This window comes from Nocardia sp. NPDC056611 (assembly GCF_042792755.1).
Taxonomy (GTDB): Bacteria; Actinomycetota; Actinomycetes; order Mycobacteriales; family Mycobacteriaceae; genus Nocardia.
This window is the reverse complement of sequence record NZ_JBHTVV010000002.1, coordinates 505,398-529,954: the sequence shown is the minus strand read 5'-3', so window position 1 is coordinate 529,954 and position 24,557 is coordinate 505,398. Positions and strand designations below refer to the sequence as shown.

Sequence of the window (24,557 nt, the reverse complement as noted above, 5' to 3'; positions counted from 1 at the left end):
CGCGTTCCTTCCGTTCCGATTGCGCTGCGCCGCTAGTTCTTCGGCCCGCCGGCCACGTAGATGACCTGGCCGGACACGAAGCCCGCGCCTTCGCTGACCAGGAACGAGACGGTATGCGCGATGTCCTCCGGCTTGCCCGACCGCGCCACCGGGATGGTGGCGATCAGAGCCTGGCGGAAGTCCTCGAAGGACATGCCCAGGCGTTCGGCGGTGGCGTGGGTCATCTCGGTCTCGATGAAGCCGGGCGCGATCGCGTTGGCGGTGACGCCGAACTTGCCGAGTTCGAAGGCGAGGGTCTTGGTGAAGCCCTGGATCCCGGCCTTGGCGGCGGCGTAATTGGCCTGGCCGCGATTGCCGAGCGCCGAGGTGCTCGACAGGTTCACGATGCGGCCGAAGTTCTGCTCCACCATGTACTTCTGCACGGCCTTGGTGCACAGGAACGCGCCGCGCAGGTGCACGCCCATGACGGCGTCCCAGTCGTCGACGGTCATCTTGTACAGCATGTTGTCGCGGATGATGCCGGCGTTGTTGACGAGCACGGTCGGGGCGCCGAGCTCGGCGGCCACCCGTTCCACCGCGGCGGTCACCGACTGCTCGTCGGACACGTCCGCGCCGATGGCGACGGCCCGGCCACCGGCCGCCTCGATGTCCGCGACCACCGGTTTGCAGGCGGATTCGTCGAGATCCAGCACGGCGACGGCCATCCCGTCGGCCGCCAGCCGCCGCGCCACGCCCGCGCCGATGCCGCGCGCGGCCCCGGTGACGATCGCTACCCGCTGTGTTTCGTTGCTCATAGGGTTCTCCCGAGGGGATTAGGGGGTGTAGACGACGCGGCCGACGGTCTTGCCGTCGGCCAGGCGCTGGACGCCGCCGGCGAGGTCCGCCAGGGCCAGTCGCTCACTGATGAGGGGTCGGATCGCGCCGTCAGCGGCCAGCCGGGTCAGTTCCCGGTGGCAGTGGGCGACCGCCGCGCGGTCGTGGGTGTTGTAGAGACCCCAGTGCAGTCCGACGATCGAATAATTCTTCACCAGCGCGTGGTTGAGGGCGGCGCTTTGGATCTCTCCGCCCGCGAAACCGACCACCAGGATGCGACCCTCGAACGCGACGCACTTGGTCGACCGCGCGTAGGTGTCGCCGCCGACCGGGTCGTAGACGACGTCCGCGCCGCGGTTGTCGGTGGCGGCCTTCACGATCTCGACGAAATCCTGTGTCCTGCGGTCGATCACGATGTCCGCGCCGAGTTCGCGGGCGTACTCCGCCTTCTCGGGCCCGCCGACCACGCCGATGACCCGGGCGCCGGCGGCCTTGCCGAGCTGGATGGCGGCGCTGCCGACACCGCCCGCGGCCGCGTGGACGAGCAGGGTCTCCCCCGGACGCAGGGCGGCGCGCCGATGCAGGCCGAACCATCCGGTCTGGTAGCCGATGTACAGGGCCGCGGCCTCGGCGTCGTCGAGATCCGGTGGCGCGGAGAAGGTCTGGTTCGCGTTCATCACCGCGTATTCGGCGAACGCGCCGTGCGGCAGGGCGGTCCCGCCGAGCACGCGCTCGCCGACGGCGAATCCGGTCACGTCCGCGCCGAGGGCCACCACCTCACCGCACAGCTCGACGCCCGGCGTGAACGGCAACTCCGGCCGCACCTGGTACCGGCCGCGACACATGAGGACATCGGGGAAGTTCGCCGCCGCACCGAGCACCCGGACGACCAGCTGCCCGGGCCCGGCCTCGGGACGAGCGACCGTGTCCAGGCGCATGACCGTCGCGGGTTCACCCAGTTCGTGGACCCGCCACGCCGACATGTCCGCCACTAGACGCCACCGGTGAGGGTGATGCCGCCGTCGACGACGAGCAATTGCCCGGTGAGCCAGGCGGAGTCGGCCGACAGCAGGAACGCGACCACGCTCGCGATGTCCTCGGGCACGCCCAAGCGCTTGAGCGGGTACGTGGCCGCGATGGCTTCCTCGCGTCCCTCGTAGAGCGCGGTCGCGAACTTGGTCTTCACCACCGCCGGAGCGACCGCGTTCACCCGGATGTCCGGGCCGAGTTCGACCGCGAGCTCCTGGGTGATGTGGGTCAGCATCGCCTTACTCGCGCCGTAGAAGCCGATCCCGGGCGCGGGCTTGAGCCCGGCCACCGAGGAGACGTTCACGACCGCGCCGCCGTGATCCTTCATCCACGCGCCGTACGCCTGCTGCACCCACGACAGCGCGGCCAGGCAGTTGACCTCGACGATCTTGCGGGCGGCCTCGAGGTCGAGCTGCATCATGGTCCCGTAGACCGGGTTGATGCCGGTGTTGTTGACCAGCAGGTCGGCGCTGCCGAAGGTGTCGACGGCCCGCTTCACCACCTCGGCCTGATGGGCCACATCGTCCGCGCGCCCGGCCACTGCCAGCGCCTTGTCCGGTCCGCCCAGCGCGGCCACCGCCTCGTCGAGCGCCTCCTGCTTGCGGGCGGTGATGACGACCCGCGCACCCTCGTCGACCAGGCGCTGCGCGATGCCGAGCCCGATCCCGCGGCTCGCGCCGGTGACGATGGCGGTCTTGCCCTCGAATCTGGTCATGTGAGAGTCCTCCGATGGTCGGTGCGGTCCGGCGAGCAGGCAACTTACTAAGCGCTTAGTTCTTCGGACACCATGCTGGAAAAGCCCATCCCGGTCAATACCGGCAGTATCGAACCCCGCGTGTGATCTGTCGCACACACCGAGTGAAAGTGCAGTTCATACACCGGCTATCAGGCCATTGTTGAAACCTGATTCAGATCTGCGGCCGTCGGCGCGACCGCACGCGCGGCTAGCGGCGCAGCCGTCGGTTCGGCGGCGCGGGCTCCGAGCGCGCGAACTGCCCGGGGGTCTGTCCCTTCCAATCGCGGAACGCCGTCGCGAACGCCGACACGCTGGTGTAGCCGAGACGCGTGGCCACCGTGTCGACGGTGAATCCGGTGGCCAGCAATTCCTCCGCGAGCAGGCCCGTCGTCTCGCAGGCGAGTTCCCGGAAGGTGGTGCCCTCGTCCGCCAGGCGGCGGCGCAGGGTGCGCACGCTCATGTGCAGGTCGGCGGCGATGGTGGCCTGGTCGATGGCGCGGCCGTGGCGCATGAGCAGGGCGCGCACCTGGCCGGCCAGCCCGACCCGGGCGCGGCGGCGTTCCACGATCTCGGCGCACAGCTGCTCGTACTGGCGACGCAGCATCGAATTCGCCTGCGGCATAGGGCGTCGCAGGTCGGCGGCGTCGAGGACCAGCACGTCGGCGGGCCGGTCGTAGCCGATATCGCCGATCCCGAGCAGCATGCCGACCGCCTCGTAGACCGGCGCGTAGGGCAGGGTCAGCTCCAGGCGGTGCACCCGGATGTCCCAGCTCAGCAGCTCGCGCTGGATGATGCGCAGGGCCGCCAGGTCGCGTTCGATGGCGAAGCGGCGCAGTCGTGGCGGCGCCGGCTCGGTGTCGAGGGTGACCAGCACCCGGCCCTGCGCGTCCTCGATGCCGAATCGGCAGTAGGCGAAGGACAATTCGGCGTGCCGCGCCCACAGCTCGGCCATCTCGCGCACGGTGGAGCAACTGCTCATGGCGATGCCGAGGCTGCCGAGCATGCTCAGATGCACCGAAAACCCGGCCAGCAGGCCCAAACCCGGCTCGTCGCCGGTGGCGTCCAGGATATTCTCGATGAGCCGGAACTCCTGGGCGATATCTATCTCGATGTCCGGGTCGTCCAGATCGGCCTCGGTCAGCCCCGTCCCGGCCAGGACGGCGGCTCTGGTCATCGCGCGGCTAGTGGCGAACTCGACCAGCACGGCAGCGCTGTGTATCGAACGGACACACCAGGAGTCGTCGAGCATGTCGCAGATGATCTCCCATCCGATCCCCGCGACTGACCCAATTGAGCAATTCTTCAGCTAATTTCGAGCGACCTCGGGCGTGTCGCCCGCGCGCCCCTTGTCCGCGCCCCGCGCGCCGCACGGCACGCGCGTCCGTGGCGTGGCCCAAATCCGCAGAGGCGTGACCCCGCGGTACACCCCGGACGCGACGACCTCCGCCCTAGCCTTGTCGACGTTGGCCGCTCGCCCTTGGCGGCCTCCACGGTTCCGCGCGCACCACGGGACCGGACGCTGTACACGGCAGTCCCCCTCGGCGGGCGTGGTACCCAACCAGGCACATCCTGCCGCGCCCGCCGAGGACCCGCATCACCGACCGACCCGCGCTATGCGCGCCCGATTCCGAACGCGCGCAAGGTGCCCAGTACCACGCCCGGCGGCACCAGCACCCACACCCACCAGGGGTAGAGCCACTCCAGGGTGACCCCGAGCAGCAGCCACACGACCAGGCTCAGCCCGCTCAGCGACAGCCACACGATGGTCAGCACGGTCATGGCGATCCGCCCGCCCGAGGGTCCGGGCTCCTTGTGCTCCGGCAGATCCGCCTCCACCACGGTCAGTTCGCCGCGGGTGCGGGCCTGCCAGATCGCCTGCACCCGGGTGTCGTACTCGCCGAGGTCGAGCAGCCCGGCATCGACGGCCTTGCGCAGCCGTTCCTCACCCGCCCGACGCTCGGCATCGGAGATCCGAATGTCGTTGGGGTGCAATGGTTCGTTCACCGCATCGATCCTGCCACTCCGGGCTCCGACGCGCCCCGTTTCCGATCAGGGGCGGGACGTCAGCGCGCCCATCGTGAGCGCCACCAGCCGGGCGATGCCCGCGTCGTCGCCCGCCTCGGCGGCCGCGCCGAGGGCGTGCAGGCTGTAGGCGGCGAGTTCGGCGGCGGGCATGTCGTGGCGCAGGTCGCCGGAACGCACTCCCTCCTCGACCAATTGACCGATCAACTCGCGAAGCTGGTTGTGCGCGTGGACGACCTGCTCGTCGGGGTGCAGGAAGGTCACCAATTCCCGGTCATGGCCTCGGCTTTGCCGGGCGATGTGCGCGTAACTGGTGAGCACCGCCGCCAGCCGCTCTCCCGGCGTGCCCACACCGTCGCGTACCGCGGCGAGTTCGCGCAGATGTCCGTCGATGCGGCGCACGTGCCAGGTCCGCAGGATGGTCTCGACATCGGAGAAGTATTTGTACAGCGTGGCCCGCCCGATCCCGGCCCGCGCCGCGATCTGCGACATGGTCACCCCGCGCAGCCCGCGATCGGAGGCCAGCGCGCCCGCCGCGTCCAGGATCGCCTCCCGCACCTGACTCCGGTGCGCCTCGATCGTCTCGTTCCACAGCTTCGGCACAGCTCGACTATACGTACTGACCCCCATCCGAACAGAGAGTATCGACCATGGACACTCTGTCTCGATGAGATGGATGTTGCCACGCCGCAACGGATTCAGGGCAGCATCGAGCGCGACCTCGAGCGGCTCGGCCGCCGGTCCCCTATCGGACCAGCGGCCGATGACCGATCCTCAGCGCACGTAGGACAGGATGCCCATCATGCCTGCTTCGCCGTGATAGGCGTTGTGGCAGTGCAGCATCCACTGGCCGGGATTGTCGGCGTCGAAGTCGACTTCGACGGTCTGCATGGGCGTGACGATGGAGGTGTCCTTGCGCGGGCCCGTGCCGTCGCGGTTGACGACCTGATAGGTGTGGCCGTGCAGGTGCATGGGGTGGAACATCATCGACTGGTTGCGGAAGCGCAGGCGGATGCGCTGACCCTGGGAGACGTTCAGCAGGGCGTGGTCGGGATAGGCCTTGCCGTTGATGGTCCAGACGTAGTTCTTCCTGTCGGAGCCGAGGGTGACGTCGAGGATCTGGTCGGGCTGTTTCGCCTGGAGCCGAACGGGTTCGGCGGAGGTCAGGCGGTCCGCGGTGAGCGGGGCGACGGCGAGTTCGGCGGGTTGCGCGTCGGCCGGGGGCGGGGTGCCGCCGCCGGTGCGGACCAGGGCGAAGGCGCGGCCGCTCTTGCCTTCGGCGGCGGCGACCAGCGGGAAGACGCCGCCGGTCAGTTCGACGATGGCGTCGTAGCGCTCGCCCATGCCGATGAGCAGGCTCGCGGTGGTGACGGGCCGCACCGGGAAGCCGTCGGTGTGGGTGACGCGCAGTTGATGCCCGCCCAGCGCGACCCGGAACGCGGTATCGGCGGCGGCATTGATGATCCGCAGCCGCATGCGCTGACCGGGCCGGGCGGTGAATACCGTTGGGTCGGTGCCGAGTTTGCCGTTGACGAGGAAGTACGGGTAGGTGACGTCCCCGGCGTCGGAGCCGAGCGGCGCGTTGGGGTCGGCCGACATGGACATGCCGCCTCCGCCCATGGTCATGCCGCCGTGGTTCATGCCGGAACCGCCCATGGTCATCCCCGCCATGCCCTGGTCCCGCAACTGCCGCAACTCCTGGTCGGGGTCGCGGCCATCGACGCCGTCGAGCCAATCGTCCAGTACCACTACGGCTTCCACGTCGTAGTCCTTGCCGTCGGCCGGGTCCTCCACGATGAGCGGCGCGTACAGGCCGCGGTCGAGTTGGACGCCGACGTGCGGGTGGAAGAAGTAGGTGCCGGGGTCGGGCGCGGTGAACTCGTAGCGGAAGGTCCCGCCGGGTGCGATCGGCGGCTGGGTGACGTCGGGGACGCCGTCCATGTCATTGCGCAGGGCGATGCCGTGCCAGTGCACGGTGGTCGGGGCGGGCAGTGCGTTGGCGACGTCGGCGCGCACCACTTCGCCCTGGGCGACACGGATTTCGGGTCCGGGCACCCGGCCGCTGAAGGCCCAGGTCGGCACTCGCACGCCACCCAGGTCGACCACGGTCGGTTCGGCGCGCAGGCTCACCTCGCGCACGCCCGCGCCCGCCGCGCGGCGAGCGGCCTCGGCGGCACGGACGGCCTCGGAGTCGGGTGTCACGAGACCATGGGTCGCGGCCGAGTTCTTCGAGCAGGCGGCCAGCGTCGCGGCGGCCGCGGCGCCGGCGCCGACGGCGAACAGCCCGCGCCGGGTCAGCGGACGCACGAGCGGGGAACGGTTGGAGGACATGATTTCTCCCTGAGTCGTCGGGTTCTGGGCGCGCCCACGCAGGGCGTCGGCCGGGATCGGAAGGTCGGCCGCGAACCCGGGTCCGGGCGCGGCGCACGACCTGTCAGATCCGCAGAATCGACAGTTCGGAGAGGGAGAGCGAGGTCCAGGGCGGGGGACGTTCCCGGTGAATCCGCCAGGACGCGAACGCGGGCGGACGGAGATCGCGGGACCGATCGGCGATCCAGTGCAGGAGGACCAGGCCGATGCCGAGCGCCAGACCCGACAGGATCAGGTAGTCACATCCGTGCGAGCTCGTGTGCCCGCCGGAATGATCACCGTGGGGATCGGGCGCGTGACCCGAGGCCGGCATCGATGCGGCCGTCACCGCGCTCGGCGCGGAGACCGTGGGCATATCGTGGCCGGCCGAGAACACCCCGGCGTGCATGGCCGCGATCCCGAGCAGCAGCGCCAGCACACCGAGCAGCCGGACGTATCCGGTCGCTCCCGGCGCGACGCGCTGATCAGCCACGTCCGCCATGATAGCCGCCGACGGACGGCAACCCCCCAGGGGTATCGAACGCCACAGTACTTGGACCGGCGGCTACAGCAGGCTGTCGGTGGCCAGCCGGGCCAGGCAGGTGTCGAGAACATCGGCGGCGGAACCGGATTCCTCGCCCGCGGCCCACAGTTCGGTGGCCAGCCGCACCGCGGTATTGGCCATGGCCGCGGCCAAGGCCACATCGAGGTCGTCGTCGGTGCGGCCGGTGCGGGCGGCGATGATCGGGATGAGCTGGGTCTCGCAGTCGTACTGCACGCGCAGCCAGGTAGCGCGCAGCGCCGGGAGCTGGGTGGCGGCCCGCACCAGCGGCCGCAGCCGGTTCTCGACGATGCCCTCCGCGGCCAGCGTGCCCAGGGTCGCGACCCGGTAGGACCGGCTCAGCGCCTCACGCAGCGGCAGTTCCGGCGGGCAGGCGGCCAGTTCATCGGCCCAGGCCTGGGTGCCGATGGCCAGCAGCGGCGCGACCACGTCCTCCTTGCCCGCGAAATAGCGGTAGAAGGTGCGCAACCCCATCCCGGCGGCAGCCGCGATCTCCTCGACCGTGGTTGTGGCGTAACCGTTTTCGATGAACAGGTGCGCCGCCACCGTGGCCACTTCGCGGCGGGTGGCCGCGCGACGGGTCTCACTCAGGGCCGGTCGCCCGGCGCGGTTTCGCTCGCTGCTCACCCGGGGAACTGTACCGAGGCCGAAAACGTTTCCTGGCGTCGCGTGCCATTTTCGGCATATCGTGTCAGAAACTAGCTTCACCGACGAAGCTGGTTCCACCGATCAGGAAGTGACCCATGAACCGTCTCGAGCAGCGCCGCATTCTGGTTACCGGCGCCGGATCCGGCATCGGCCAGGCCACCGTCCTCCGCCTGCTGTCCGAAGGCGCGGTCGTCGCCGGGGCCGACGTCAATGTCGAGGGCCTGGAACTGACCCGCAAGCAGGCCGCCGAGGCCGGTACCGACGCCCGGCTGACCACGGTCGAGCTGAACGTCGGCCAGGAGGCCGAGGTCGTCGCCGGGGTGCGCACCGCCATCGAGGCGTTGGGCGGGCTGGACGCCGTCGTGAACGCGGCGGGCATCCTGCGCGCGGCCCACACCCACGAAACGTCGCTGGATCTGTGGAACCAGATCATCGCGGTCAACCTCACCGGCACCTTCCTGGTGATCCGGGAGGCCCTGCCCGCGCTGCTGGCGAACCCGCGCAGCACCATCGTCAACTTCAGCTCCACCTCGGCCAGCTTCGCGCACCCGTATATGGCCGCGTACTCGGCGAGCAAGGGCGGCATCCAGAGCATGACCCACACGCTGGCCCTGGAATACGGCAAGCAGGGTCTGCGCGCGGTGTGCGTGGCGCCCGGCGGCATCAAGTCCGGCATCACCGACGCGACCCCCGGCTACTTGCCGCAGGACTCCGACTGGTCGCTGTTCGGCCGCCTGATCGCCGTGCTGCCGCAGGACAACCCGGAAGAGCTGGCGGGTCCGGAGAACGTGGCGGGCGTGATCGCCATGCTGGTCTCCGACGACGGCCGCTTCATCAGCGGCACCGAGATCCGCATCGACGGCGCGGCGCATACGTAATCACCTGGCGCACAATCGCTTCGAATACCGCTGGGCCCCGATCGGTGATCCGATCGGGGCCTCGCCACCTCGGCCGGGTGGCGGGTGGCCGGGACGACTAACTCGCCGCGCCGACCAGTCCGCGCACGATGCCGTCCGCGGTGCCCGACGGCCATTCCAGCGCCGCGTCGAGCTTGGCCAGCAGATCCTCGGCGGGCTCCTCGATCAGGCACCGCTCGATCTGACTGATCGCCCCGGCGGACGGACCACCCTTCTTGGCCACATCGGCCTGTGTCCAGCCGTTCTCCTTGCGACGGGCCTTGACCCGTTCGGCCAGCGCCTTGATATCGCGCTGCCCGGCACTGGATTCCGAAGCCACAGCCGCGGGCGCGGCATCCCGCTCCGCGACCGGCTGCGCCGCGACGGCCACCGGCTCGGCGGCGACGGCCGCGTCCCGCTTCCCCTGCGCGGCCTCCGGCCGCGTCTTCCCGGAAGTCATCAGTCCCTGCGTAATGAGCCGAGACCGCTTCCGCCTACCCATCTTCCCCATACACCGCTCCTCGATCCGCATCCCAGCCTTCGCTGAAGCACCGGATAGGTTGCCATAAGTTCGCGAGAATCCCGCGCCATCGGCGAATGTCGGCGTGGCAACACGCGAAAGCGGCAGATACCGAGGAGTATCTGCCGCTTTCGGGGTGAACGCCGGATCAGTCGGCGAGGGCGTAGCCCGCGTCGGCGACCGCGGTGGCGAGGGCGCCGGGAGCGATCGGGTCGTCGCTGTCGACGACGACACGGCCGCTGTCGACGTCGACGTTCACGCCGGTGACGCCGGAGATCTTGCCGACCTCCTTGCTCACGGAGTTCGCACAGCAACCGCAGGTCATTCCGGTGACGGTGACGGTGGTGGTGCTCATGACTTGGCGCTCCTCTTCGCTCGGGACAGCCGGTTCCGGCCGCCTTCTCGCCGCTACCGTACCCCCCTATGGTATTTAGTCAAAGGTTCGAGCCTTCCCGGCGCCCGTGGGCCGCATCACAGGAACCGGCGTTGCACATACCCCTAGGGGGTATTAACGTCTCTCCTGTCGAACACCACGAAGAGGAGAATTCCGATGCGATCCACCCCCATGCTCAGCTCCCTCTTCCGCAATCGGGACTATCTGCGGCTGTTCACCGCACAGGTCTCGGGCCTCTTCGGCACCGGATTGACCACCGTCGCACTGGGTTTGCTGGCCTACGATCTGGCGGGCGGCGCGGCCGCCGCGGTGCTGGGGACCGCGCTCACCATCAAGATGCTGATGTACGTGACCGTCGCGCCGGTGGTCGCCGCCTACGCGCACCGCCTGCCTCGCCGCGGCTTCCTGACCGGGCTGCACCTGGTGCGGGCCGCCGTCGTACTGGCGCTGCCGTTCATCGATCAGATCTGGCAGATCTACGTCCTGATAGCGATCCTGCAAACCGCCTCGGCCGCATACACACCCACCTATCAGGCGGTCATCCCCGACATCCTGCCCGACGAGCGCGAGTACACCCGCGCGCTGTCGGCGGCGCAGCTGGCCGCCACCATGGAGACGCTGCTGAGCCCCATGCTCGCCGCGGCCGCGCTGACGGTCATGAGCTTCCACTGGCTGTTCGTGGGCACCGCCATCGGCTTCGCGGTCTCGGGCGTCCTGGTCCTGGCCACCCGGATCCCGAATTCGACCGCCACCGGCGGTGATTCGTTCCGGGAGCGGATCACGGCCGGGGTGCGCATCTTCGCCGCGACCCCGCGGCTGCGCGGACTGCTCGGCCTGAACCTGGTGGTCGCGGCGGCCGGTTCGGTGATCATGGTCAATACCGTCAACTACGTCCGCGACACCCTCGGCGGCACCCAGTCCGGGGTGGCGATGCTGCTGGCGGCCAATGGTTTCGGCACCATGCTGGTGGCGCTGTCGGTTCCCCGCGTGCTGGATCGGATCGGCGCGCGCCCGGTCATGCTGGCCGGCGCGGTCACCCTGCTCACCGGCCTGGCCGCCGCCATCGCGCTGTCACTGGCGGACGCGGGTGACTGGCGATGGGTCGCGGCCCTGGCGGTGTGGGCCACCGTGGGCGCCGGGACCGCGGCCATCCTGACCCCGACCGGTCAGGTGCTGCGCCGCTCCTCGCAGGCATCGGATCGTCCCGCGCTGTTCGCGGCCCAGTTCTCGCTCTCGCACCTGGCGTGGCTGCTGACCTACCCGGTCACCGGATGGCTCACCACCACAGCGGGATTCACCGTCACCTGGGTGACCCTGGCGGTGCTGGCGACGGCGGGCATCACCGTGGCGGCGCGGCTGTGGCCGCGCGAGGATCCGGAGGTGATCACGCACCTGCACCCGGTCGGCAGCATCGATCCGGAGCGGCTGGGCGACGCGGAACTGCGGGCCGACGGCTTCTACGTCCACACCCACCCGTACGTGATCGACGCCGATCACCTGCGGTGGCCGGTCCGGACGCGGCGGGGACTCGAGGTTCCGACCGCGGCCTGAGGCCGGATGACCGACGGCAGGCACCCAACCCGGTGCCTGCCGTTTTTGTATTGCCCACCGACCCGACACCGGCGAGTGCCGGTACAGAGCAGGTTTGTGGGAGCGGCGCGGCGGGCTCAGCGACGCGGTCACCTGGCTGGTGCTCGACGAGCCGGCGACCTTGCGGCAGTACCGGAGCACATCGGGCACTCCCCCGACGGCCGCTGAACTGGACGCCGCGGGCCGCCAACCACGCCGACCCCACGGCCGGAATCCGCCAACCACGCCGACTCGACGGCGGCGGATGATCGGATTCACCACTCCATCAGGCAGACTCGGAGCCGATAAACCGAACCTTGCTTCGAGGAGTAACCGTATGCGCAAAATCCTGCCCGCTTCCCTCCTGGCCGCCAGCGCCATCGGCGCCATGCTCGTCCTCCCCGCCGGCACCGCCAGCGCCCTCTCCCCCGCCTGCCAGACCGCCGGCGACATCTACAACAGCTACGGCTCCCTGGGCCCGAGCCCGCAGCAGCGCAGCGAGGTCGCCGATCGCCTGCGCGCCATCGAGGCCTCCGGTGACGAGCGCACCGCCATCGACAACTTCGCCAACGCCCTCGCCAACGGCGACGTCGCCCAGATCAGCAGCATGGGCGTCCTGCTGAACGGCATCTGCGGCCGCGGCTAGTCCGCGCACTCCGCAGCACGCTGCGGGCCGGGTCACCAGACGGTGCCCCGGCCCGCAGCGTCTCCGTTCCAGGGGTGGATCGAGCCCGGTCACTTCGATGCGCATCCGCATGAACACCGAACAGTGAGTGTGATGAGCGTCACACTCTCTTCCCCTCGGGTGTGCGAGCGCGAATTCTCGAGTGATGTCGATTGCTCGGAGTTCGCTGGCATCGGGCCTGATCACCGCCGCCATTGCTGTCGGCACCCTGACCGCCGGCACGGCCTCGGCCGACGTGACGGTGCCGCTGGGCGGCGGCTCCGGCATCGTGCTCGGCAACAGGGCGATCTGTTCGCTCACCACCATCGGGTACGACGACGCGGGCAGGCTGGTGGGATTGACCGCGGGCCACTGCGCGCCCACGGGCACCAAGGTGGAAGCGGAGATCAACCGCGGCGCGGGCCCCATCGGCACGGTCGCCTACTCCGACAACGGCCGGGACCTCGATTACGCCGTCATCGAATTCGATCCCGCCCGTGTCATTCCCACCCGCACCGTCGGCGGCAGCACCATCGCGGGCACCGCCCCGACCCCGGGCCCGGGCGCCCAGGTCTGCGTCAACGGCCGCAGCACCGGCTTCAACTGCAGCATCAACTGGGGCCCGTTCGAGGAAGTCGCCCTCAGCCAAACCTGTTCCAACCACGGCGATTCCGGCGGCCCCATCACCGCCGGCGACCGCCTGGTCGGCATGCTCCAGGGCGGCATCGTCGGCTACGACAACATCACCCTCGACTTCCCCTGCATCACCCCCGCCAACCCCCTCCACTCCCCCGCCTTCTACCGCCCCATCGACCAGATCCTCACCGACATCAACGTCGCCGGCCGCCCCGGCGCCGGCTACCACCCCATCTGATCAGCCCGGACGCTTCGGGGCCGTTCACATGTCGTCAGGCAGGATTCGAAAGGCCGAGTACCGGCTCAGAGGGCGCAGGACGCGAAAGTCCTTGCGGTCCAACGTCAGGATGCGATCGGTGTCGAAATGGTCGGCGAGTACCACGCAGGTCGCATCGACGATATCGAGATCGAGGTCGCTGTAGGTGCTCCGTATGTCCAGGGCCGAACGCAACTGTGCCGCACCGATTTCCCCGAGAACGACTCGGGTGGCGGCGATTCGATCCGCCAGTTTGCCGAGCACCGCGTCGGCGACCTTACGCCCGGCACGAACACTCGCCACATGATGGACCTCGGTCAACGCCAACGGGCTCACCACCAACGCACTGGCGGCATCCGCCGCCCGCCGCACCGCAAAGTGCTCCGGGTCGGTGCGATTGAACAGCGCCAGCAGGCCCGAGGTATCCGCGACTACGATCATGCGGGCCGATTCATCGCATCGTGGATGTCATCCTTGCCGATCGGACCACCCATATCGAAGGTGTCCTCGTCCTCGACCAACGGTTCATCCCACTGCCGGTGCCGCATCAGGTACTCGCGTACAGCATCACGGGTGATTTCATGCTTCGACCGCCCCTCAGCCTCAGCCTGCGCCTCTAGCGCGGCCTCTTCATCGCTGGGAAAGCGCATCGTCCAGGCCATACGGTCACGATACCACCTGTGATACCACTGACACGGACATGCGCCCGATCACCGTGCGCCCCACAACCACGGGGGCCTGTAATGGTTACCGATCGGCTACCTATAGATCAGATGTCCAAGTGTTGATGCACCATCGGCTGGGGAGGTCGCCCGTGAAGGGTTTCGCAGCAGTTCTGACGGCAGGGGTCGCGGTAGCCGTTCCGTTCTTCGCCCCCGCTACCGCGAGCGCGGATGTGTGGCAGCCGGTGCCGGGGATCTCGATTCCATTGCCGGACGGCCTGTTCACCGGGAGCGCGGGCGTGACGCCGTCGAAGCCTCCGGCACCGGCGCACGTCGAAGGCGAGCCATGTGATGACGGGCGCGGGACGTGGGTGCATCTCGATGGCGGGAATGCCGCGCATTACGGCACCGAATGGCTGTGCAAGACCAATTGAGTCGTCCCGCAATGAAATCGAGCCGCAGGTCGATATGACCTGGGGCTCGATTTCTTCGGCGGGTCATGAGCGGTGTAGCGCGCGGGTCAGGTCGTTCGGGTCGAGCACCATCGGCTCGCCGTGGCCGGGGACGAGGATGCCCGCGGGTTGGGCAGCGAGTTGGAGGGCGCTCTCATGAGCGCGGGCTTCGATCCGCATGGGCGTCTCCCCTACGTCTCGACGCGGTGTTCGATGACACCGATGCCGTCGATTTCCAGGCGCAGGTCGTCGCCCGGTTCCAGCCAGCGGCCCAGTTCCATGCCGCTGCCGCCGGGCAGGGTGCCGCTGCAGAGCAGTTCGCCTGGATAGAGCTGTTCGCCACGTGACACGTGTGCGATGGCCTCGGCCATCGAGTAGCGCATGCCGTGGGTTCCGGTGCGCGACACGGTGTTCCCGTTGATGGTGACCGTCGCGGTCAGGGAATCGAGCCGGTCGACGACCGCCGGTCCGGCGACCGCGGTCGCCGACATCGAGGTGATGAAATGTTTGGACCGCTGCGGCCCGAAACCCGAACGCATCTCCGGCAGTTGCACGTCTCGGGCGGAGAAGTCATTGACCACGACGACCGCGGCGATGGCGGCCGCGGCCTGCTCGACGGTGGCGTCGCGCAATGGTTCGCCCAGCACGACGCCGAGTTCGAGTTCGAAATCCAGTGCGCGGGTGTACGGCGGCGCGGCGATCGGAACCCCGGACGGGACGATGGTCAGGGCGTTGGACATGTAGTAGATCGGCTGGGAGTACCACAGCGAGTGGGGCCGGAACGGCGGGAAGGTCCGGCGCGTGACCGCCTCGTAGAGCTTCGCGATCCGGTACCCGGACGGCATGAAGCGTTTGGTCAGCCCGCGGGCGGCGTCCACGGCGTGTTGCTCGAAGAGCATGAAGTCGCGGAACGAGGGCGGGCACACTGGCAGGACCGTGGCGCCGTCGGACAGTCCGAGGGCGTCGTAGCGCGCGATCTCGAAGTCGGTGGAGAACGCGGACGGGATCACGGAAACTCCGCTGCCGCCGGTGGATTCGTCGAGGTCGCGCCAGCCGTCGCCGGTGTCGATCTGGGTGTCGATGCGGTGTTCGCCGCGATGGAGGATCCGCCGGGTTCGGGGCGGGGTCGTCGAGAGGGTCATCGGTTCGTCACCTTCGCTTCGGATTCGACAGTGGGGCTGGAGGCCGGCAGGTGCTCGCGTAGGAACTGGGTGGTGAGCTCGGACCAGAGTGGGGCATGGCCCATGGCGCAGTGATCGTCTCCGGCGTACAGCGCCAGCACTCCGTGCGGGGCGTGGGCGGCGATATCGATCGAGTCCTGGGTGGCGGCCAGGGTGTCGTGGGTGCCGTTGATGACGAGTATCGGTATCGTGATGTCGCGATAGTGCTGTGCGAGTGAGAGTTTCGCAAGTTTTCCGGACAGCTCCAGCGAGCTCCGGGCGCCCGTGGTGGCGGCCAGGGTCGACACCATGATCTCCGGCAGGCCGATCGAGTTGCGCCCGCCGAAGCTGCGATGGGCGAGCGGACCGTTGGACACCGCGACCTTCAGCCGGTCATCGACCGCGGCCATGCGCGTCGACCAGTATCCGCCGAAGCTGAACCCCACCATGCCGATCCGGTCGGCGTCGATCCGCGGTTCGGCGGCCAGGAAGTCGATGACCTTCGTGTACACCTGCTGGGAGGCGGCCGAGAGCGGTCGGCGGTAGGAGTAGGTGCCGGGCATCTCCATGACGAGCAGGCCGATACCCGAATCCCGCTGCGTCAGCATCGGAATGAGCAGTTCCGCGATCGTGCCCTCGAGTCCGGTGGTGACCAGTGCGGCGGGGGCGGGCGTCGCCGATCCGGCCGGAAGCACCAGCATGCCGCGCACTTGTTCGCCGTCCCCGACCGGGATGCGCACCACCTCGATGGTCACGCCCATCGCGGGCGCGAGTGCGAGCGTCAGGACCTCGCACAACCGGTGGGACCGCTCGTAGGCGCGCAGCCGCCGCGGAGTCCACCCGGGCCAGGCGGCGACGAACTCGTACACCAGTGCCTTGATCAACTCGTCCAGCGCGATCGCGGCATCGGTGGCCTCGGGATGCTCGGCGCAGAAGCGGGCTACCGCGGCGGGATCGGCGACTGTCCCCCGGTCGGCGAGGATCGTCACGGCCGGTGCGAGCAGTTCACCGAGTTCGCGCAGGTCGACGGTGGCGTTCGGATCGGCCAGCCGCTCGGCCCGGGGTCCGTCCAACCGGAGGAGAGCCGCGTCGGCCAGGGCCAGGTGCTCGTCGGCGAAGCCTTCCCAGTGTCCGGCCCAGCGGGCGTCGTCGAAGGATCGGCATCCGGCCAGCTGGGCGCGGAACTCCTCGATCGGGATACCGCCGAGGTAGGTGAACCGGTCCGCGAACAACCGAGGTAGGAAGGGGGCCACTCCCGCCCGCTGAGCCACGCGTTCTGTGGTGTGGGTCAAGGCTCGCGCGCTGACCATCACCTGCTTCCCCAGTTCCGGCAACGACCTCATTGTGCGCCTCCCACTCCAGCGGTTCGCAGAATCTTCTGCTTTTGTGAGCGTAGGCACGGCGACTAGCTAAAAGCAAGACAATCTGCTTTAAATATCCTCATGACCGAACCCGAGAACGCCGCGCCACAACGCCGCCCCGGAGGCCGAGCAGCCAAGGTCACCGATGCCGTCCACCGCGCCGTTCTCGAGGCCGTCACCGAGCAGGGCGTCGAAAACGTCGGCATCCCCGACATCAGCCGCCGGGCCGGAGTCCGCGACAGCTCCATCTATCGCCGCTGGGGCACCCGGGAGAACCTCATCCTCGACGTCCTCCTCACCGCCAGCGAACTCACCCTCCCCCTCCCCGACACCGGCACTGCCCGCGGCGACCTGACCGCCTTCGCCACCGCCCTGATCGGCTACCTCGACACCCCCCTCGGCGACGGCCTGGCCCGCGCCCTGGCCTACGTCGTCGACTCCGAGGAGATCGCCGAAGCCCGGAACACCTTCTGGGAAACCAGGTATCGCGCCAACCAGCAGATCATCGAACGCGCCGTAGCCCGCGGCGAACTCCCACCCGACACCGACGGCCGCCTCGCCATCGAGCTACTGATCGCCCCAATCCACTTCCGCCACTTACTGACTCGCCGACCCGCCGATGCCGCGTTCGTCGACACCTTGGTCACCTCCGTCCTCGGCGCGATGCGAACCGCGCCCGCGAAGCGCCCCCATCGCGCCTGAACGCACCGACGTCGATCCGACAGACGACGAACCGGCCCCCTCTCGGCAGGACCGGGTTCGTGGCGTGAGGCCGCAGGTCAGTGCTGGTTGCCGTTGTTGTGGTGGTAGCCGCCCTCGCCCTGGTTGCCCTGGGTGCCGTGCGCACCCGGGCCACGGTCGTCGGTGCCCGGCTCGGCGTGGTTGGTGGGGGTGTGGACGATGTCGTAGTAGACGCTCGGGTCGGCGGCGTTGGGGGTGACGCGGTAGGTGAAGGCGTGCTTGTCGAGCTGGATGATGGGGACGACGCGGGTGAAGAGGACGTCGCCGGCGTCGTTCTTGGCGGCGATCCAGCGGGACGAGCCATCGGGGGCGACGGTCCAGTCGCCGTGCATCTTCGGGGTGTCGTCGAGGTTGTACATGGTGAACGTGCCGTCGGCCTTGAAATAGGCCCAGCCCACGAAGTTCGACACGGCCGGGTTGTCCAGGGCGACGCGGTTGCCGTTCCGATCCAGGGCGTCGGTGGTCTTCCACGGGGTGGAGGCCAGCACGGCGGACGGCGAATCCTCGTCCTGGGCGACCGCGGTGATGCCCGGAGCCTCCGGAGCGGCGAAGGCGGCGGCGGGCAGAACACCCACCGTGGCGACCACGAGGGTGGAGACGGCGACTGCGGTGCGGCGGGAGATCAGCGAGGTGATGTTCACCTGTTCAACGGTAGGAATCGGCCCCGGGACCGCACATCAACCGATCGGCTATAGCTGCACGCGCCGATGGGTTGAGCCCTGCACACCGCCGTTCGGACTATCCGGCCCTGACGAGTCCGCCAGGAGTGGGTTTGTACATCGGGTTGGCCGGGTCGGCGGTGGCGGTGCGGAACGGTTGTCCATTGTTGTCGATAGTTTCGCTGCCCGAACGGGTTCCATCGCTCCAACCCACATGCAGTCGGTAGAAGACCGTGTCGGTCGATGGCACCTCCCCAATGATCATCAGCAGCTCGGTGTCACTGTCGGTGATCTTGTAGGGGAATTCCAGTGGCGTGGTGCGCATCTTGTGCCCCCAGATCTGTGCCGGGTCAGCGCTCGATCCGATAATTGTGGGTGGGTTGGCGTCGAGGTCGATCTCGGCGAGTCGTCCGATGGTTTCACTCCCGCATTGCCCACTGACAGTGGTCCCTTTGAGTGGCCCCGGCTGTCGATCGACCACTTCGGCGGTGAGATCAGTGATCGTCACCGGCTTCGAGCCGGCCCCGCTCAGGTTCAACTGCACGCGTCCCAGCCTGAAGGCCCCATACGGGTTCGCTTCGGAGCCACCGTTGGCACGCACCCAGGTCCCGAACGCGGTCGGATCCGGCGCCGGAAGGCTGCTCAGTTCGGTCACCGCCTTCGGGAACACCACCGTGGAGCACCAGCCACCGCTGACGGTCTTGACGGTGACCGTCAAAGCTGGGTGCCCATCGACCGAGGCGCCTGCATCGTTCAATGACTTGACGAATGCCCGAATCCCGATGCCAACAGCTCCGGCCAGCACAAGAGCCGCCACCGTGCCGAGTACAGCCAACGGCCACGCCCCCGGCCTCCGGGCTGGAGTCACGGGACGCTTCCTCCGCGGTACGGATTCGATTGGCGTAGAAACCAGTTCGCGGAAGATCTGGTATGCCTGCGCGTTCGGCGCGGCCGCAACCACCTCGATCAGCTGGCGCAGCTGCCCACTATTCGCCGCCCGTTCGCACACGTCGAGCCAGACATTGGCGGCACTGCCATGCCAGGCGATCTCGTGTCGCGGAATTCCCGCCACCGCCAGGGGTTCGCGAATCTCGGGAAGAGTCGGGTAGGCGTTCGCGAGGGCCGCGAGCATCTCTCTGCTTTTCGGGTCGTTCGCCTCGAACGGGTACCTATCGAGAATCGACATCGCTATCGCGCTTCCACTCTGTGCCTAGTTCCGATATCTACTCAGACCGGGACAATGCGCACCCACCTTTTCCTCGAATTCCTTCGGCAAGTGGGGTCCACCCCCAATGGAGGGGTCATTATCAAATTTGAGCTGCCGAACCGATACACGATTCATCACACCATCGGTGCCGGCTTCGAGAACTTCCTCCTGACCCGTGATTACATTCACAGAATCGTCATACACAGTCAGTCGGAACTTTGCCACCCGCGCATGCCCATCGACGCGCTCACAGGTAAAGCCGCCGAATTCGAATCTGTTGTACTCACGCTTCTGATTGTCGGCGAACATCAGGAGCTCGCCCTTATTGTAATCTCGAATCACCTCGAGCCTTCCTTCGACAAGTTTGACGGCTATTACTCCGCCGATATCTATAACGATGTCGCCGCGGCCATCACCATCGATATCACTGATTCCTAACCAACCCCTATCCGGCCTCTTTGCGGTATCTACCACACCACTGACAAAGAGACCATTCCCGAGTTGGACATAGAGCTCGAGTGAATCGACGCGACTGGATTTATCCAGTACCAGACCGATCCTGTCGATCCTGCCGTCGGCATCGACATCACCCTCGCGAACGCCCACGCAGATTTCTCGTGGACAAATGTCCTTTATCCTCACCTGCAACCGGCCGGAAGCATCGGCGTAACTAATTCGCGGTTGCGGAATCTCCACAGAAACTACATCGTCGGCCAATTTACGACGACCAGCGGGGAATTCTGCGAACAAGGTGCCGACAAGATTCACTCTATCCCGCAGCGTGACGACGAGATTCACGACATCGTTCAGTTCTCGTTTTGCCACGATACCCTCGGGCGTGACTTGAACCCAGCTATTGCCTTCCAGCAACCATTCAGTCGGCAGTGTCGTCATACTGTCGGTTCCATCACAGACGCCCGCGTACATGATGGCATGCAAACGACCGGCGCCGTCCCACCACAAGTCCGATACCGCGACATGAGTTTCCACGCCACGCTGATACCCCGGTGGATCGAGTGCCGATAGATCTGTACTCACAGCGCCCTGTCCATCCAACGACAGCAGCAGAACCTCATGACGCGCGGCACAATCATTCTGAACGCTGTTGACGACCAAGGCGACGGCGAATACGGGCGAACCATCGGACGCGATCTTACTTGCCACCACTCCGTCGCCGTAATAGCAGCCGTAGTTACGCCCATAGGCTGGTATCTTCCTTCTCCCAATGCCATCGAACGTGCTATCGGAACGCAACAGAAGAAAGCGATTCTCACACTTCTCGGCGAATGCGCCGACGAGTGCACCCCCTGAAACCCCGGCGAGGATTCGGGCCTCCTTGATATTCGAGTTCTCTTCGCCCTTCACATCCCCTCGAACGCCAGTGGCCAGTTCGACGGCAGGCCTGCTACCCGAGAGATCGAATCGGAGTAGCCCGAAACCGTGCGTGCTGTAATCTTTTGTCACCTGACTGGCCAGGATGGCATCCTTCCCTATAGCGGCCAATCCCGAACAAAGAGGACATGGAAGGCGTCGCGTTTTCCCGCTCTCGGAATCGACAACAATCAGCCTTCGCTTCTCTGACCTGAGTTCGACGCCAGGTTTTTCATCGGTGAGAATCGCAACATATCGACCATCCTGCGTCCAGGTTATTCCGCCGTAGGATTTTGTGAAGGAGATCTTCTCGCGAGCCAATTCACGATCTCCACGGACCACGACCAGCTCGGTTTTGGTCGCATAGGCGAACGTTGACGGTCTGACGGACAGGATGCTCGAGGCTGCTACCGGCGCGACCGACACCGCGAGCACCAAAACAGCCAGTAGCCGAATCTTCACCGAAGCAAACACCCGCGCACTCCTTGCCTGAATACTCTTCAATTCCCGCAGGCTGCCGCATAGTCATCCGGCGGCATCTCCTGCATCTCCCAGCCGTTTCCGCTTCGCGCAGGGATCTTCTTCAAGACCGAGCCGTAGCGTAGATTTCCGATATCCGTGGCGATTGCTGCGGCAACGTTATGGCGGCGAAGCCAGGTAGGGCACGGCCATGCGGTTACCTGAAAGGGGTGGCCATGATTGCTGATCGCCTGGGTGTCCGATCGGTCTGCACCCGCCTCTCGATATTCGACTTCGATGTCGAAAGAAACAGCAGCCGAATCTTCGAAGAAGTATGTCGAGAGAACTTTGCGCCCCCCGGGGTTGATTCCCAACAGGCGCGATTCGAAGAACGCGGGATCCTCGGCATTGCCCCCGAAGCCAGCGCCTGAACGAGCAGTCGGCTGCGAGTAGTCGAGCCCGAACCACATCGAATTGTCCTCGGGGCCACCACCGCCGGGAGGTACCCAGATGACGGTGCCCAGCTTTATAGGAGAGCGTTGTCGGTTGACCGGCCTGACGTCCAGGATATCGATCTCTCGATCGCTGGAATTGGTAACCTCTAAGACCACTTTGACGTGACCTGCGTACCACCCGGATTCGATCAGTTTGTCGCCGGCTCGAGGCTGGGCATCATTGCGGACCCGCTCCGCAAATTCAGTTGCCTTATCGACAACTTCCGGAGGAAAGACAAAAGTCAGTTCACCCTTGCTTTGCCCGAGGTCGTAGATCTTGAGAGCGACGGTCGCGGGGTTCGCGCCCGAGGAGTCCCCGCTTCCCTTACCGATGAGCTTCTGCACTCCGACGTACACCACGATGGCCACCAGGATGGCCAACACCCCGAGCAGGCGAAATCTCCTAGATTTCGCGCGAACCTCAGTAGCGTGCGACGGCGGATGGCTGTCCGATACAGGTGTATCCACCAGCGTGCGAAAGATGGCGTATCCCGGCACACGATGATCCTTGGATGCCTCGGCGACGAGTGTGCGCAACAGCCCTCGATTGGCGGCCGTCTCACAGATCGACAACCACACATCGCTCATCGGCTGGCCGAAGAATATGTCCTGCTTCGGGATTCCTGTGATCGAGAGGAGACGATGCGCGTCCTCCGGCCGGGGATATCCGTTTCCCAGGGCCGTGACCAGCTCGCGGGCCTGCGGATCGCTCGCATCGAACGGGCGCCGATCGAGAAACGACATCCTCATCCAATCTCTACAGAAATTCGATTCCTGCGGCGAGCAGGCCCTCGACGATGTGATCGACGCGGGTGCCCTGGTTGCGCCCCTGTGGATCCGCTCGGTCGGGTGCACGTCCGTGATGCAGCGCCACCAGCCGCCAACGGTTGTCGAACACCGGTGACCCCGAGGAACCGCTTTCGGTGTCGGTCCAGTACTGCAGCACGTCCTGATCGACGTGACGGACGAGGTTGTGGTGCAGGCCGACCTTCTTCATCCCCCCGTTGGGATGCTGGATGATGTTGACCCGGTCGTTCACGCTCACCGGCACACCCGCCTCGAGCCGAATACTCGGAATGATTTCCGGCAGAGCCTGATTCGTGCGTATGACTGCCCAATCACGACGGGCATCACCGATGACGGTGTCCATCGCGCAGTGCACCTTCTCCGGGATGCGCGGCAAACCCTCGATATCGAGTTCGAAATGAAACCAGGCTTGCACCGCCACGCCCAGCGGCATGCCCTGCGTCCGGTGGTCGAACAGGACATGGTGGTTGGTCAGCAGCAGATCCGCACCGATTCGGAAACCGGTCCCAACGAACTGGCGCCCGGACGCGCTGGTCACCAGCAGCCGGCAAACCGCCGGAGCGAGGGAGAACCCCCTGGCCAGGAATGCGACGTCCAACAGTGTGGGCTCGTCGAAGATCTGAGCCTCGAGCTCGGCCGGGTCGTCGAATCCGCGCCACACCGGCTCGTCGCCTGCCGACGCGGGTGCTTCCACGATCGGTGACGGTCCGATCAGCTCGTCGATTCGTTGCGCGACTGCCTCGTCCTTCGACGCAGCTGCAAGCAGAGCCCGGATCCGATTCTGGTTGCGCGCCTTGGTCAGTAGCTCGTGCCACACCTGTGCCATCGGCTGGGACCAGTTGATGTCGGCCGGTGATATGCCCGCGGCGGCGGCGAACTCGATGACCGGCGCTTCTCGGTAGTACGCACGAGCCAGCACGTCGAGCAACTCGGAGGCCTCCGGGCGAGTCCAATCCAAAGGCAGCGTATCGAGTAGATCGGTCATAGCATTGGCTTCTTTCCGGTGAGCGACGACCAGGAATGCGGAGTCGGCGGTAGCCATCGGGCCGGTTGCCCGGGCCTCAGTTCTTCGCGCCGCAGCGCTCGACGACCGCTACGGACTTGGTGTCCCGCAACAGGATCGAAACCGCGGGGCCGCCGTCGGGTTGAACCATCATCGCGCCGTCCTTGGAGTCCACCAGAGCACCGCACGTGGCGTTTCCAGTCGGCATGGCGACCGAAACCAGCGTGGCTCTTGCCTTTTCCGAAACCTGAGGTACCAGCCACCAGGCCGCGATACCGGACGCGAAAGCGATCAGGGCTACCAGCACGAACACCTTGGCGCGATCCAATGCGTCGTTGATGGTGTTGGCCACGGTGATCGAATACGCGCGGACGCTGCCGTAGGCGCCGATGACGGAAGCGTAGTCCCGTGAGTGACTCTGCGGCGCGCTCGCCGACAGCGCCTGCCACAGACCCGCCACCAGCAGTACGACAGCCAGCACGAACAGGCCGATGACGAGCGCATGCCAGGGGTGTGCGAGCTTCTGCGCGTCCGGGCCCTTGAGCAGCAGCACCGAGGTGACGATCGTGACGAATCCGGCCAGGCCGGTACGCCATTTCTCAGCAGTCGCGGTGGCGCGATCGATGCTCCCCGCCACCAGGGCATCCCATTCGGCGATATCGCGAGCGGCCGAGCTGGGCGGGCCGTGCTGGGGCCGGCGAAACGGTGGTGGAGTGCCGGTCATTGTTCGGTCCGGATCACTTCGGCGCGGAACACGATCCCGCAGCCCGTGGCTACATCTGCCGGACGGCCGGGATGCGTTCCGGCGCACCGGCATACCACATCGACGGGAACATACTCTTCATCGATCGCAGCCGACTCCTGACCGAGTCCGCCCACGTGCCCGGGGATCGGGGCATTGCGTTCCATTACGAAGCCCACGTCATGCGCGCATCTCGGGCACAGGCCCGTCGCGGTGGCCAACTCCACCCTTTCGCGCGTGCACAGGGACACGACCAGGGCATTGGCGATCATCAGGTCGTAGGCCTTCTCGGTCCACTCGTAGGCGGTGGGTCGTTGGAGCTCGTACGGCAGTTCCTGTGACATA

General features: G+C 67.0%; 29 protein-coding genes. 6 read left to right on the top strand and 23 right to left on the bottom strand.

The annotated features are described in order from the left end of the window. Nucleotides 1–32: 32 nt before the first annotated feature. From fabG to ACFRAQ_RS11010, 9 genes are all read right to left on the bottom strand, one after another. Nucleotides 33–794: a 3-oxoacyl-ACP reductase FabG gene (gene fabG / locus ACFRAQ_RS11050; protein WP_379097357.1), complete on the bottom strand. Its 762-nt coding sequence runs from the start codon at nucleotides 792–794 to the stop codon at nucleotides 33–35. A gap of 18 nt (nucleotides 795–812) precedes the next feature. Further along, nucleotides 813–1,796: an NADPH:quinone oxidoreductase family protein gene (locus tag ACFRAQ_RS11045; RefSeq protein ID WP_379097354.1), complete on the bottom strand. Its 984-nt coding sequence runs from the start codon at nucleotides 1,794–1,796 to the stop codon at nucleotides 813–815. A gap of 8 nt (nucleotides 1,797–1,804) precedes the next feature. Further along, nucleotides 1,805–2,557: an SDR family oxidoreductase gene (locus tag ACFRAQ_RS11040; RefSeq protein ID WP_357285453.1), complete on the bottom strand. Its 753-nt coding sequence runs from the start codon at nucleotides 2,555–2,557 to the stop codon at nucleotides 1,805–1,807. A gap of 229 nt (nucleotides 2,558–2,786) precedes the next feature. Then, complete coding sequence (locus tag ACFRAQ_RS11035; RefSeq protein WP_379097350.1) at nucleotides 2,787–3,752, bottom strand: AraC family transcriptional regulator; 966 nt, start codon at nucleotides 3,750–3,752, stop codon at nucleotides 2,787–2,789. Between the two features lie 437 nt (nucleotides 3,753–4,189). Beyond that, nucleotides 4,190–4,582, bottom strand: coding sequence for a DUF1707 domain-containing protein (locus ACFRAQ_RS11030; RefSeq protein ID WP_379097347.1), 393 nt, complete (start codon nucleotides 4,580–4,582; stop codon nucleotides 4,190–4,192). Nucleotides 4,583–4,627: 45 nt separating this feature from the next. Next, the gene (locus ACFRAQ_RS11025) at nucleotides 4,628–5,203 is read right to left on the bottom strand and encodes a TetR/AcrR family transcriptional regulator (protein WP_379097344.1); all 576 of its coding nucleotides are present in this window, start codon (nucleotides 5,201–5,203) and stop codon (nucleotides 4,628–4,630) included. Nucleotides 5,204–5,374: 171 nt separating this feature from the next. After that, entirely contained in the window at nucleotides 5,375–6,931 is a 1,557-nt protein-coding gene (locus ACFRAQ_RS11020; RefSeq protein WP_379097342.1) for a multicopper oxidase family protein, read from the bottom strand. 103 nt (nucleotides 6,932–7,034) lie between these two features. Next, on the bottom strand, nucleotides 7,035–7,442 hold the full coding sequence (locus ACFRAQ_RS11015) for a DUF6153 family protein (protein WP_379097339.1): 408 nt from the start codon (nucleotides 7,440–7,442) through the stop codon (nucleotides 7,035–7,037). A 72-nt stretch (nucleotides 7,443–7,514) separates the two neighbouring features. Then, nucleotides 7,515–8,138, bottom strand: coding sequence for a TetR family transcriptional regulator (locus ACFRAQ_RS11010; protein ID WP_357285467.1), 624 nt, complete (start codon nucleotides 8,136–8,138; stop codon nucleotides 7,515–7,517). Nucleotides 8,139–8,254: 116 nt separating this feature from the next. Here ACFRAQ_RS11010 and ACFRAQ_RS11005 point away from each other — a divergent pair, with 116 nt between their 5' ends. Next, nucleotides 8,255–9,037, top strand: coding sequence for an SDR family NAD(P)-dependent oxidoreductase (locus ACFRAQ_RS11005; protein WP_379097335.1), 783 nt, complete (start codon nucleotides 8,255–8,257; stop codon nucleotides 9,035–9,037). Nucleotides 9,038–9,134: 97 nt separating this feature from the next. Here ACFRAQ_RS11005 and ACFRAQ_RS11000 read toward each other — a convergent pair whose 3' ends face one another. Together ACFRAQ_RS11000 and ACFRAQ_RS10995 are read right to left on the bottom strand one after the other, a co-directional pair. Continuing rightward, on the bottom strand, nucleotides 9,135–9,515 hold the full coding sequence (locus tag ACFRAQ_RS11000; RefSeq protein WP_379097333.1) for a helix-turn-helix domain-containing protein: 381 nt from the start codon (nucleotides 9,513–9,515) through the stop codon (nucleotides 9,135–9,137). Nucleotides 9,516–9,723: 208 nt separating this feature from the next. Next, nucleotides 9,724–9,930: a heavy-metal-associated domain-containing protein gene (locus ACFRAQ_RS10995; RefSeq protein WP_379097332.1), complete on the bottom strand. Its 207-nt coding sequence runs from the start codon at nucleotides 9,928–9,930 to the stop codon at nucleotides 9,724–9,726. Between the two features lie 210 nt (nucleotides 9,931–10,140). Here ACFRAQ_RS10995 and ACFRAQ_RS10990 point away from each other — a divergent pair, with 210 nt between their 5' ends. The 3 genes from ACFRAQ_RS10990 (at nucleotide 10,141) to ACFRAQ_RS10980 (ending at nucleotide 13,076) form a co-directional block, all read left to right on the top strand. Continuing rightward, complete coding sequence (locus ACFRAQ_RS10990; RefSeq protein ID WP_379100205.1) at nucleotides 10,141–11,520, top strand: MFS transporter; 1,380 nt, start codon at nucleotides 10,141–10,143, stop codon at nucleotides 11,518–11,520. Nucleotides 11,521–11,875: 355 nt separating this feature from the next. Continuing rightward, nucleotides 11,876–12,184 (top strand): hypothetical protein, encoded by a 309-nt coding sequence (locus ACFRAQ_RS10985; protein ID WP_379097330.1) that lies wholly within the window; start codon nucleotides 11,876–11,878, stop codon nucleotides 12,182–12,184. Between the two features lie 184 nt (nucleotides 12,185–12,368). Then, complete coding sequence (locus ACFRAQ_RS10980; protein ID WP_379097328.1) at nucleotides 12,369–13,076, top strand: S1 family peptidase; 708 nt, start codon at nucleotides 12,369–12,371, stop codon at nucleotides 13,074–13,076. Nucleotides 13,077–13,100: 24 nt separating this feature from the next. Here ACFRAQ_RS10980 and ACFRAQ_RS10975 read toward each other — a convergent pair whose 3' ends face one another. Both ACFRAQ_RS10975 and ACFRAQ_RS10970 read right to left on the bottom strand, forming a co-directional pair. Further along, nucleotides 13,101–13,535 (bottom strand): type II toxin-antitoxin system VapC family toxin, encoded by a 435-nt coding sequence (locus tag ACFRAQ_RS10975; RefSeq protein WP_379097325.1) that lies wholly within the window; start codon nucleotides 13,533–13,535, stop codon nucleotides 13,101–13,103. After that, nucleotides 13,532–13,756: a ribbon-helix-helix protein, CopG family gene (locus ACFRAQ_RS10970; protein WP_357285488.1), complete on the bottom strand. Its 225-nt coding sequence runs from the start codon at nucleotides 13,754–13,756 to the stop codon at nucleotides 13,532–13,534. The genes ACFRAQ_RS10975 and ACFRAQ_RS10970 overlap by 4 nt, the downstream gene beginning before the upstream one ends. A 152-nt stretch (nucleotides 13,757–13,908) precedes the next feature. Here ACFRAQ_RS10970 and ACFRAQ_RS10965 point away from each other — a divergent pair, with 152 nt between their 5' ends. Further along, a complete protein-coding gene (locus ACFRAQ_RS10965) occupies nucleotides 13,909–14,190 on the top strand; it encodes a hypothetical protein (RefSeq protein WP_379097321.1) in 282 nt (93 codons plus the stop codon). A gap of 63 nt (nucleotides 14,191–14,253) precedes the next feature. Here the strand turns inward: ACFRAQ_RS10965 and ACFRAQ_RS10960 are convergent, their stop codons facing one another. The 3 genes from ACFRAQ_RS10960 to ACFRAQ_RS10950 are packed head-to-tail and all read right to left on the bottom strand — an operon-like array spanning nucleotide 14,254 to nucleotide 16,711. Beyond that, nucleotides 14,254–14,388 (bottom strand): hypothetical protein, encoded by a 135-nt coding sequence (locus tag ACFRAQ_RS10960; RefSeq protein ID WP_379097318.1) that lies wholly within the window; start codon nucleotides 14,386–14,388, stop codon nucleotides 14,254–14,256. 11 nt (nucleotides 14,389–14,399) lie between these two features. After that, the gene (locus tag ACFRAQ_RS10955) at nucleotides 14,400–15,350 is read right to left on the bottom strand and encodes a fumarylacetoacetate hydrolase family protein (RefSeq protein WP_379097315.1); all 951 of its coding nucleotides are present in this window, start codon (nucleotides 15,348–15,350) and stop codon (nucleotides 14,400–14,402) included. Beyond that, nucleotides 15,347–16,711, bottom strand: a complete 1,365-nt coding sequence (locus ACFRAQ_RS10950) for an alpha/beta hydrolase family protein (protein ID WP_379097312.1) — start codon at nucleotides 16,709–16,711, stop codon at nucleotides 15,347–15,349. The genes ACFRAQ_RS10955 and ACFRAQ_RS10950 overlap by 4 nt, the downstream gene beginning before the upstream one ends. Before the next feature lie 99 nt (nucleotides 16,712–16,810). Between ACFRAQ_RS10950 and ACFRAQ_RS10945 the strand changes: the two genes are divergently transcribed. After that, nucleotides 16,811–17,431: a TetR/AcrR family transcriptional regulator gene (locus ACFRAQ_RS10945; protein ID WP_379097309.1), complete on the top strand. Its 621-nt coding sequence runs from the start codon at nucleotides 16,811–16,813 to the stop codon at nucleotides 17,429–17,431. Between the two features lie 77 nt (nucleotides 17,432–17,508). Here ACFRAQ_RS10945 and ACFRAQ_RS10940 read toward each other — a convergent pair whose 3' ends face one another. The 7 genes from ACFRAQ_RS10940 to ACFRAQ_RS10910 form a co-directional block, all read right to left on the bottom strand. Then, entirely contained in the window at nucleotides 17,509–18,111 is a 603-nt protein-coding gene (locus tag ACFRAQ_RS10940; protein ID WP_379097306.1) for a DUF4822 domain-containing protein, read from the bottom strand. A 97-nt stretch (nucleotides 18,112–18,208) separates the two neighbouring features. Further along, nucleotides 18,209–19,315 (bottom strand): effector-associated domain EAD1-containing protein, encoded by a 1,107-nt coding sequence (locus ACFRAQ_RS10935; protein ID WP_379097303.1) that lies wholly within the window; start codon nucleotides 19,313–19,315, stop codon nucleotides 18,209–18,211. 24 nt (nucleotides 19,316–19,339) lie between these two features. Next, the gene (locus tag ACFRAQ_RS10930; RefSeq protein WP_379097300.1) at nucleotides 19,340–21,181 is read right to left on the bottom strand and encodes an FG-GAP repeat domain-containing protein; all 1,842 of its coding nucleotides are present in this window, start codon (nucleotides 21,179–21,181) and stop codon (nucleotides 19,340–19,342) included. A gap of 26 nt (nucleotides 21,182–21,207) precedes the next feature. After that, nucleotides 21,208–22,404: an effector-associated domain EAD1-containing protein gene (locus ACFRAQ_RS10925; protein ID WP_379097297.1), complete on the bottom strand. Its 1,197-nt coding sequence runs from the start codon at nucleotides 22,402–22,404 to the stop codon at nucleotides 21,208–21,210. Nucleotides 22,405–22,417: 13 nt separating this feature from the next. Beyond that, nucleotides 22,418–23,452: a trypsin-like peptidase domain-containing protein gene (locus tag ACFRAQ_RS10920; protein WP_379097294.1), complete on the bottom strand. Its 1,035-nt coding sequence runs from the start codon at nucleotides 23,450–23,452 to the stop codon at nucleotides 22,418–22,420. Nucleotides 23,453–23,528: 76 nt separating this feature from the next. Further along, nucleotides 23,529–24,194, bottom strand: a complete 666-nt coding sequence (locus ACFRAQ_RS10915) for a hypothetical protein (RefSeq protein ID WP_379097291.1) — start codon at nucleotides 24,192–24,194, stop codon at nucleotides 23,529–23,531. Then, nucleotides 24,191–24,556 carry a hypothetical protein gene (locus tag ACFRAQ_RS10910; RefSeq protein ID WP_379097288.1) on the bottom strand — a complete coding sequence of 122 codons (366 nt, stop codon included), beginning with the start codon at nucleotides 24,554–24,556 and terminating at the stop codon, nucleotides 24,191–24,193. Before ACFRAQ_RS10910 ends, ACFRAQ_RS10915 begins: the two co-directional genes overlap by 4 nt. Between the last annotated feature and the right edge of the window lies 1 nt (nucleotide 24,557).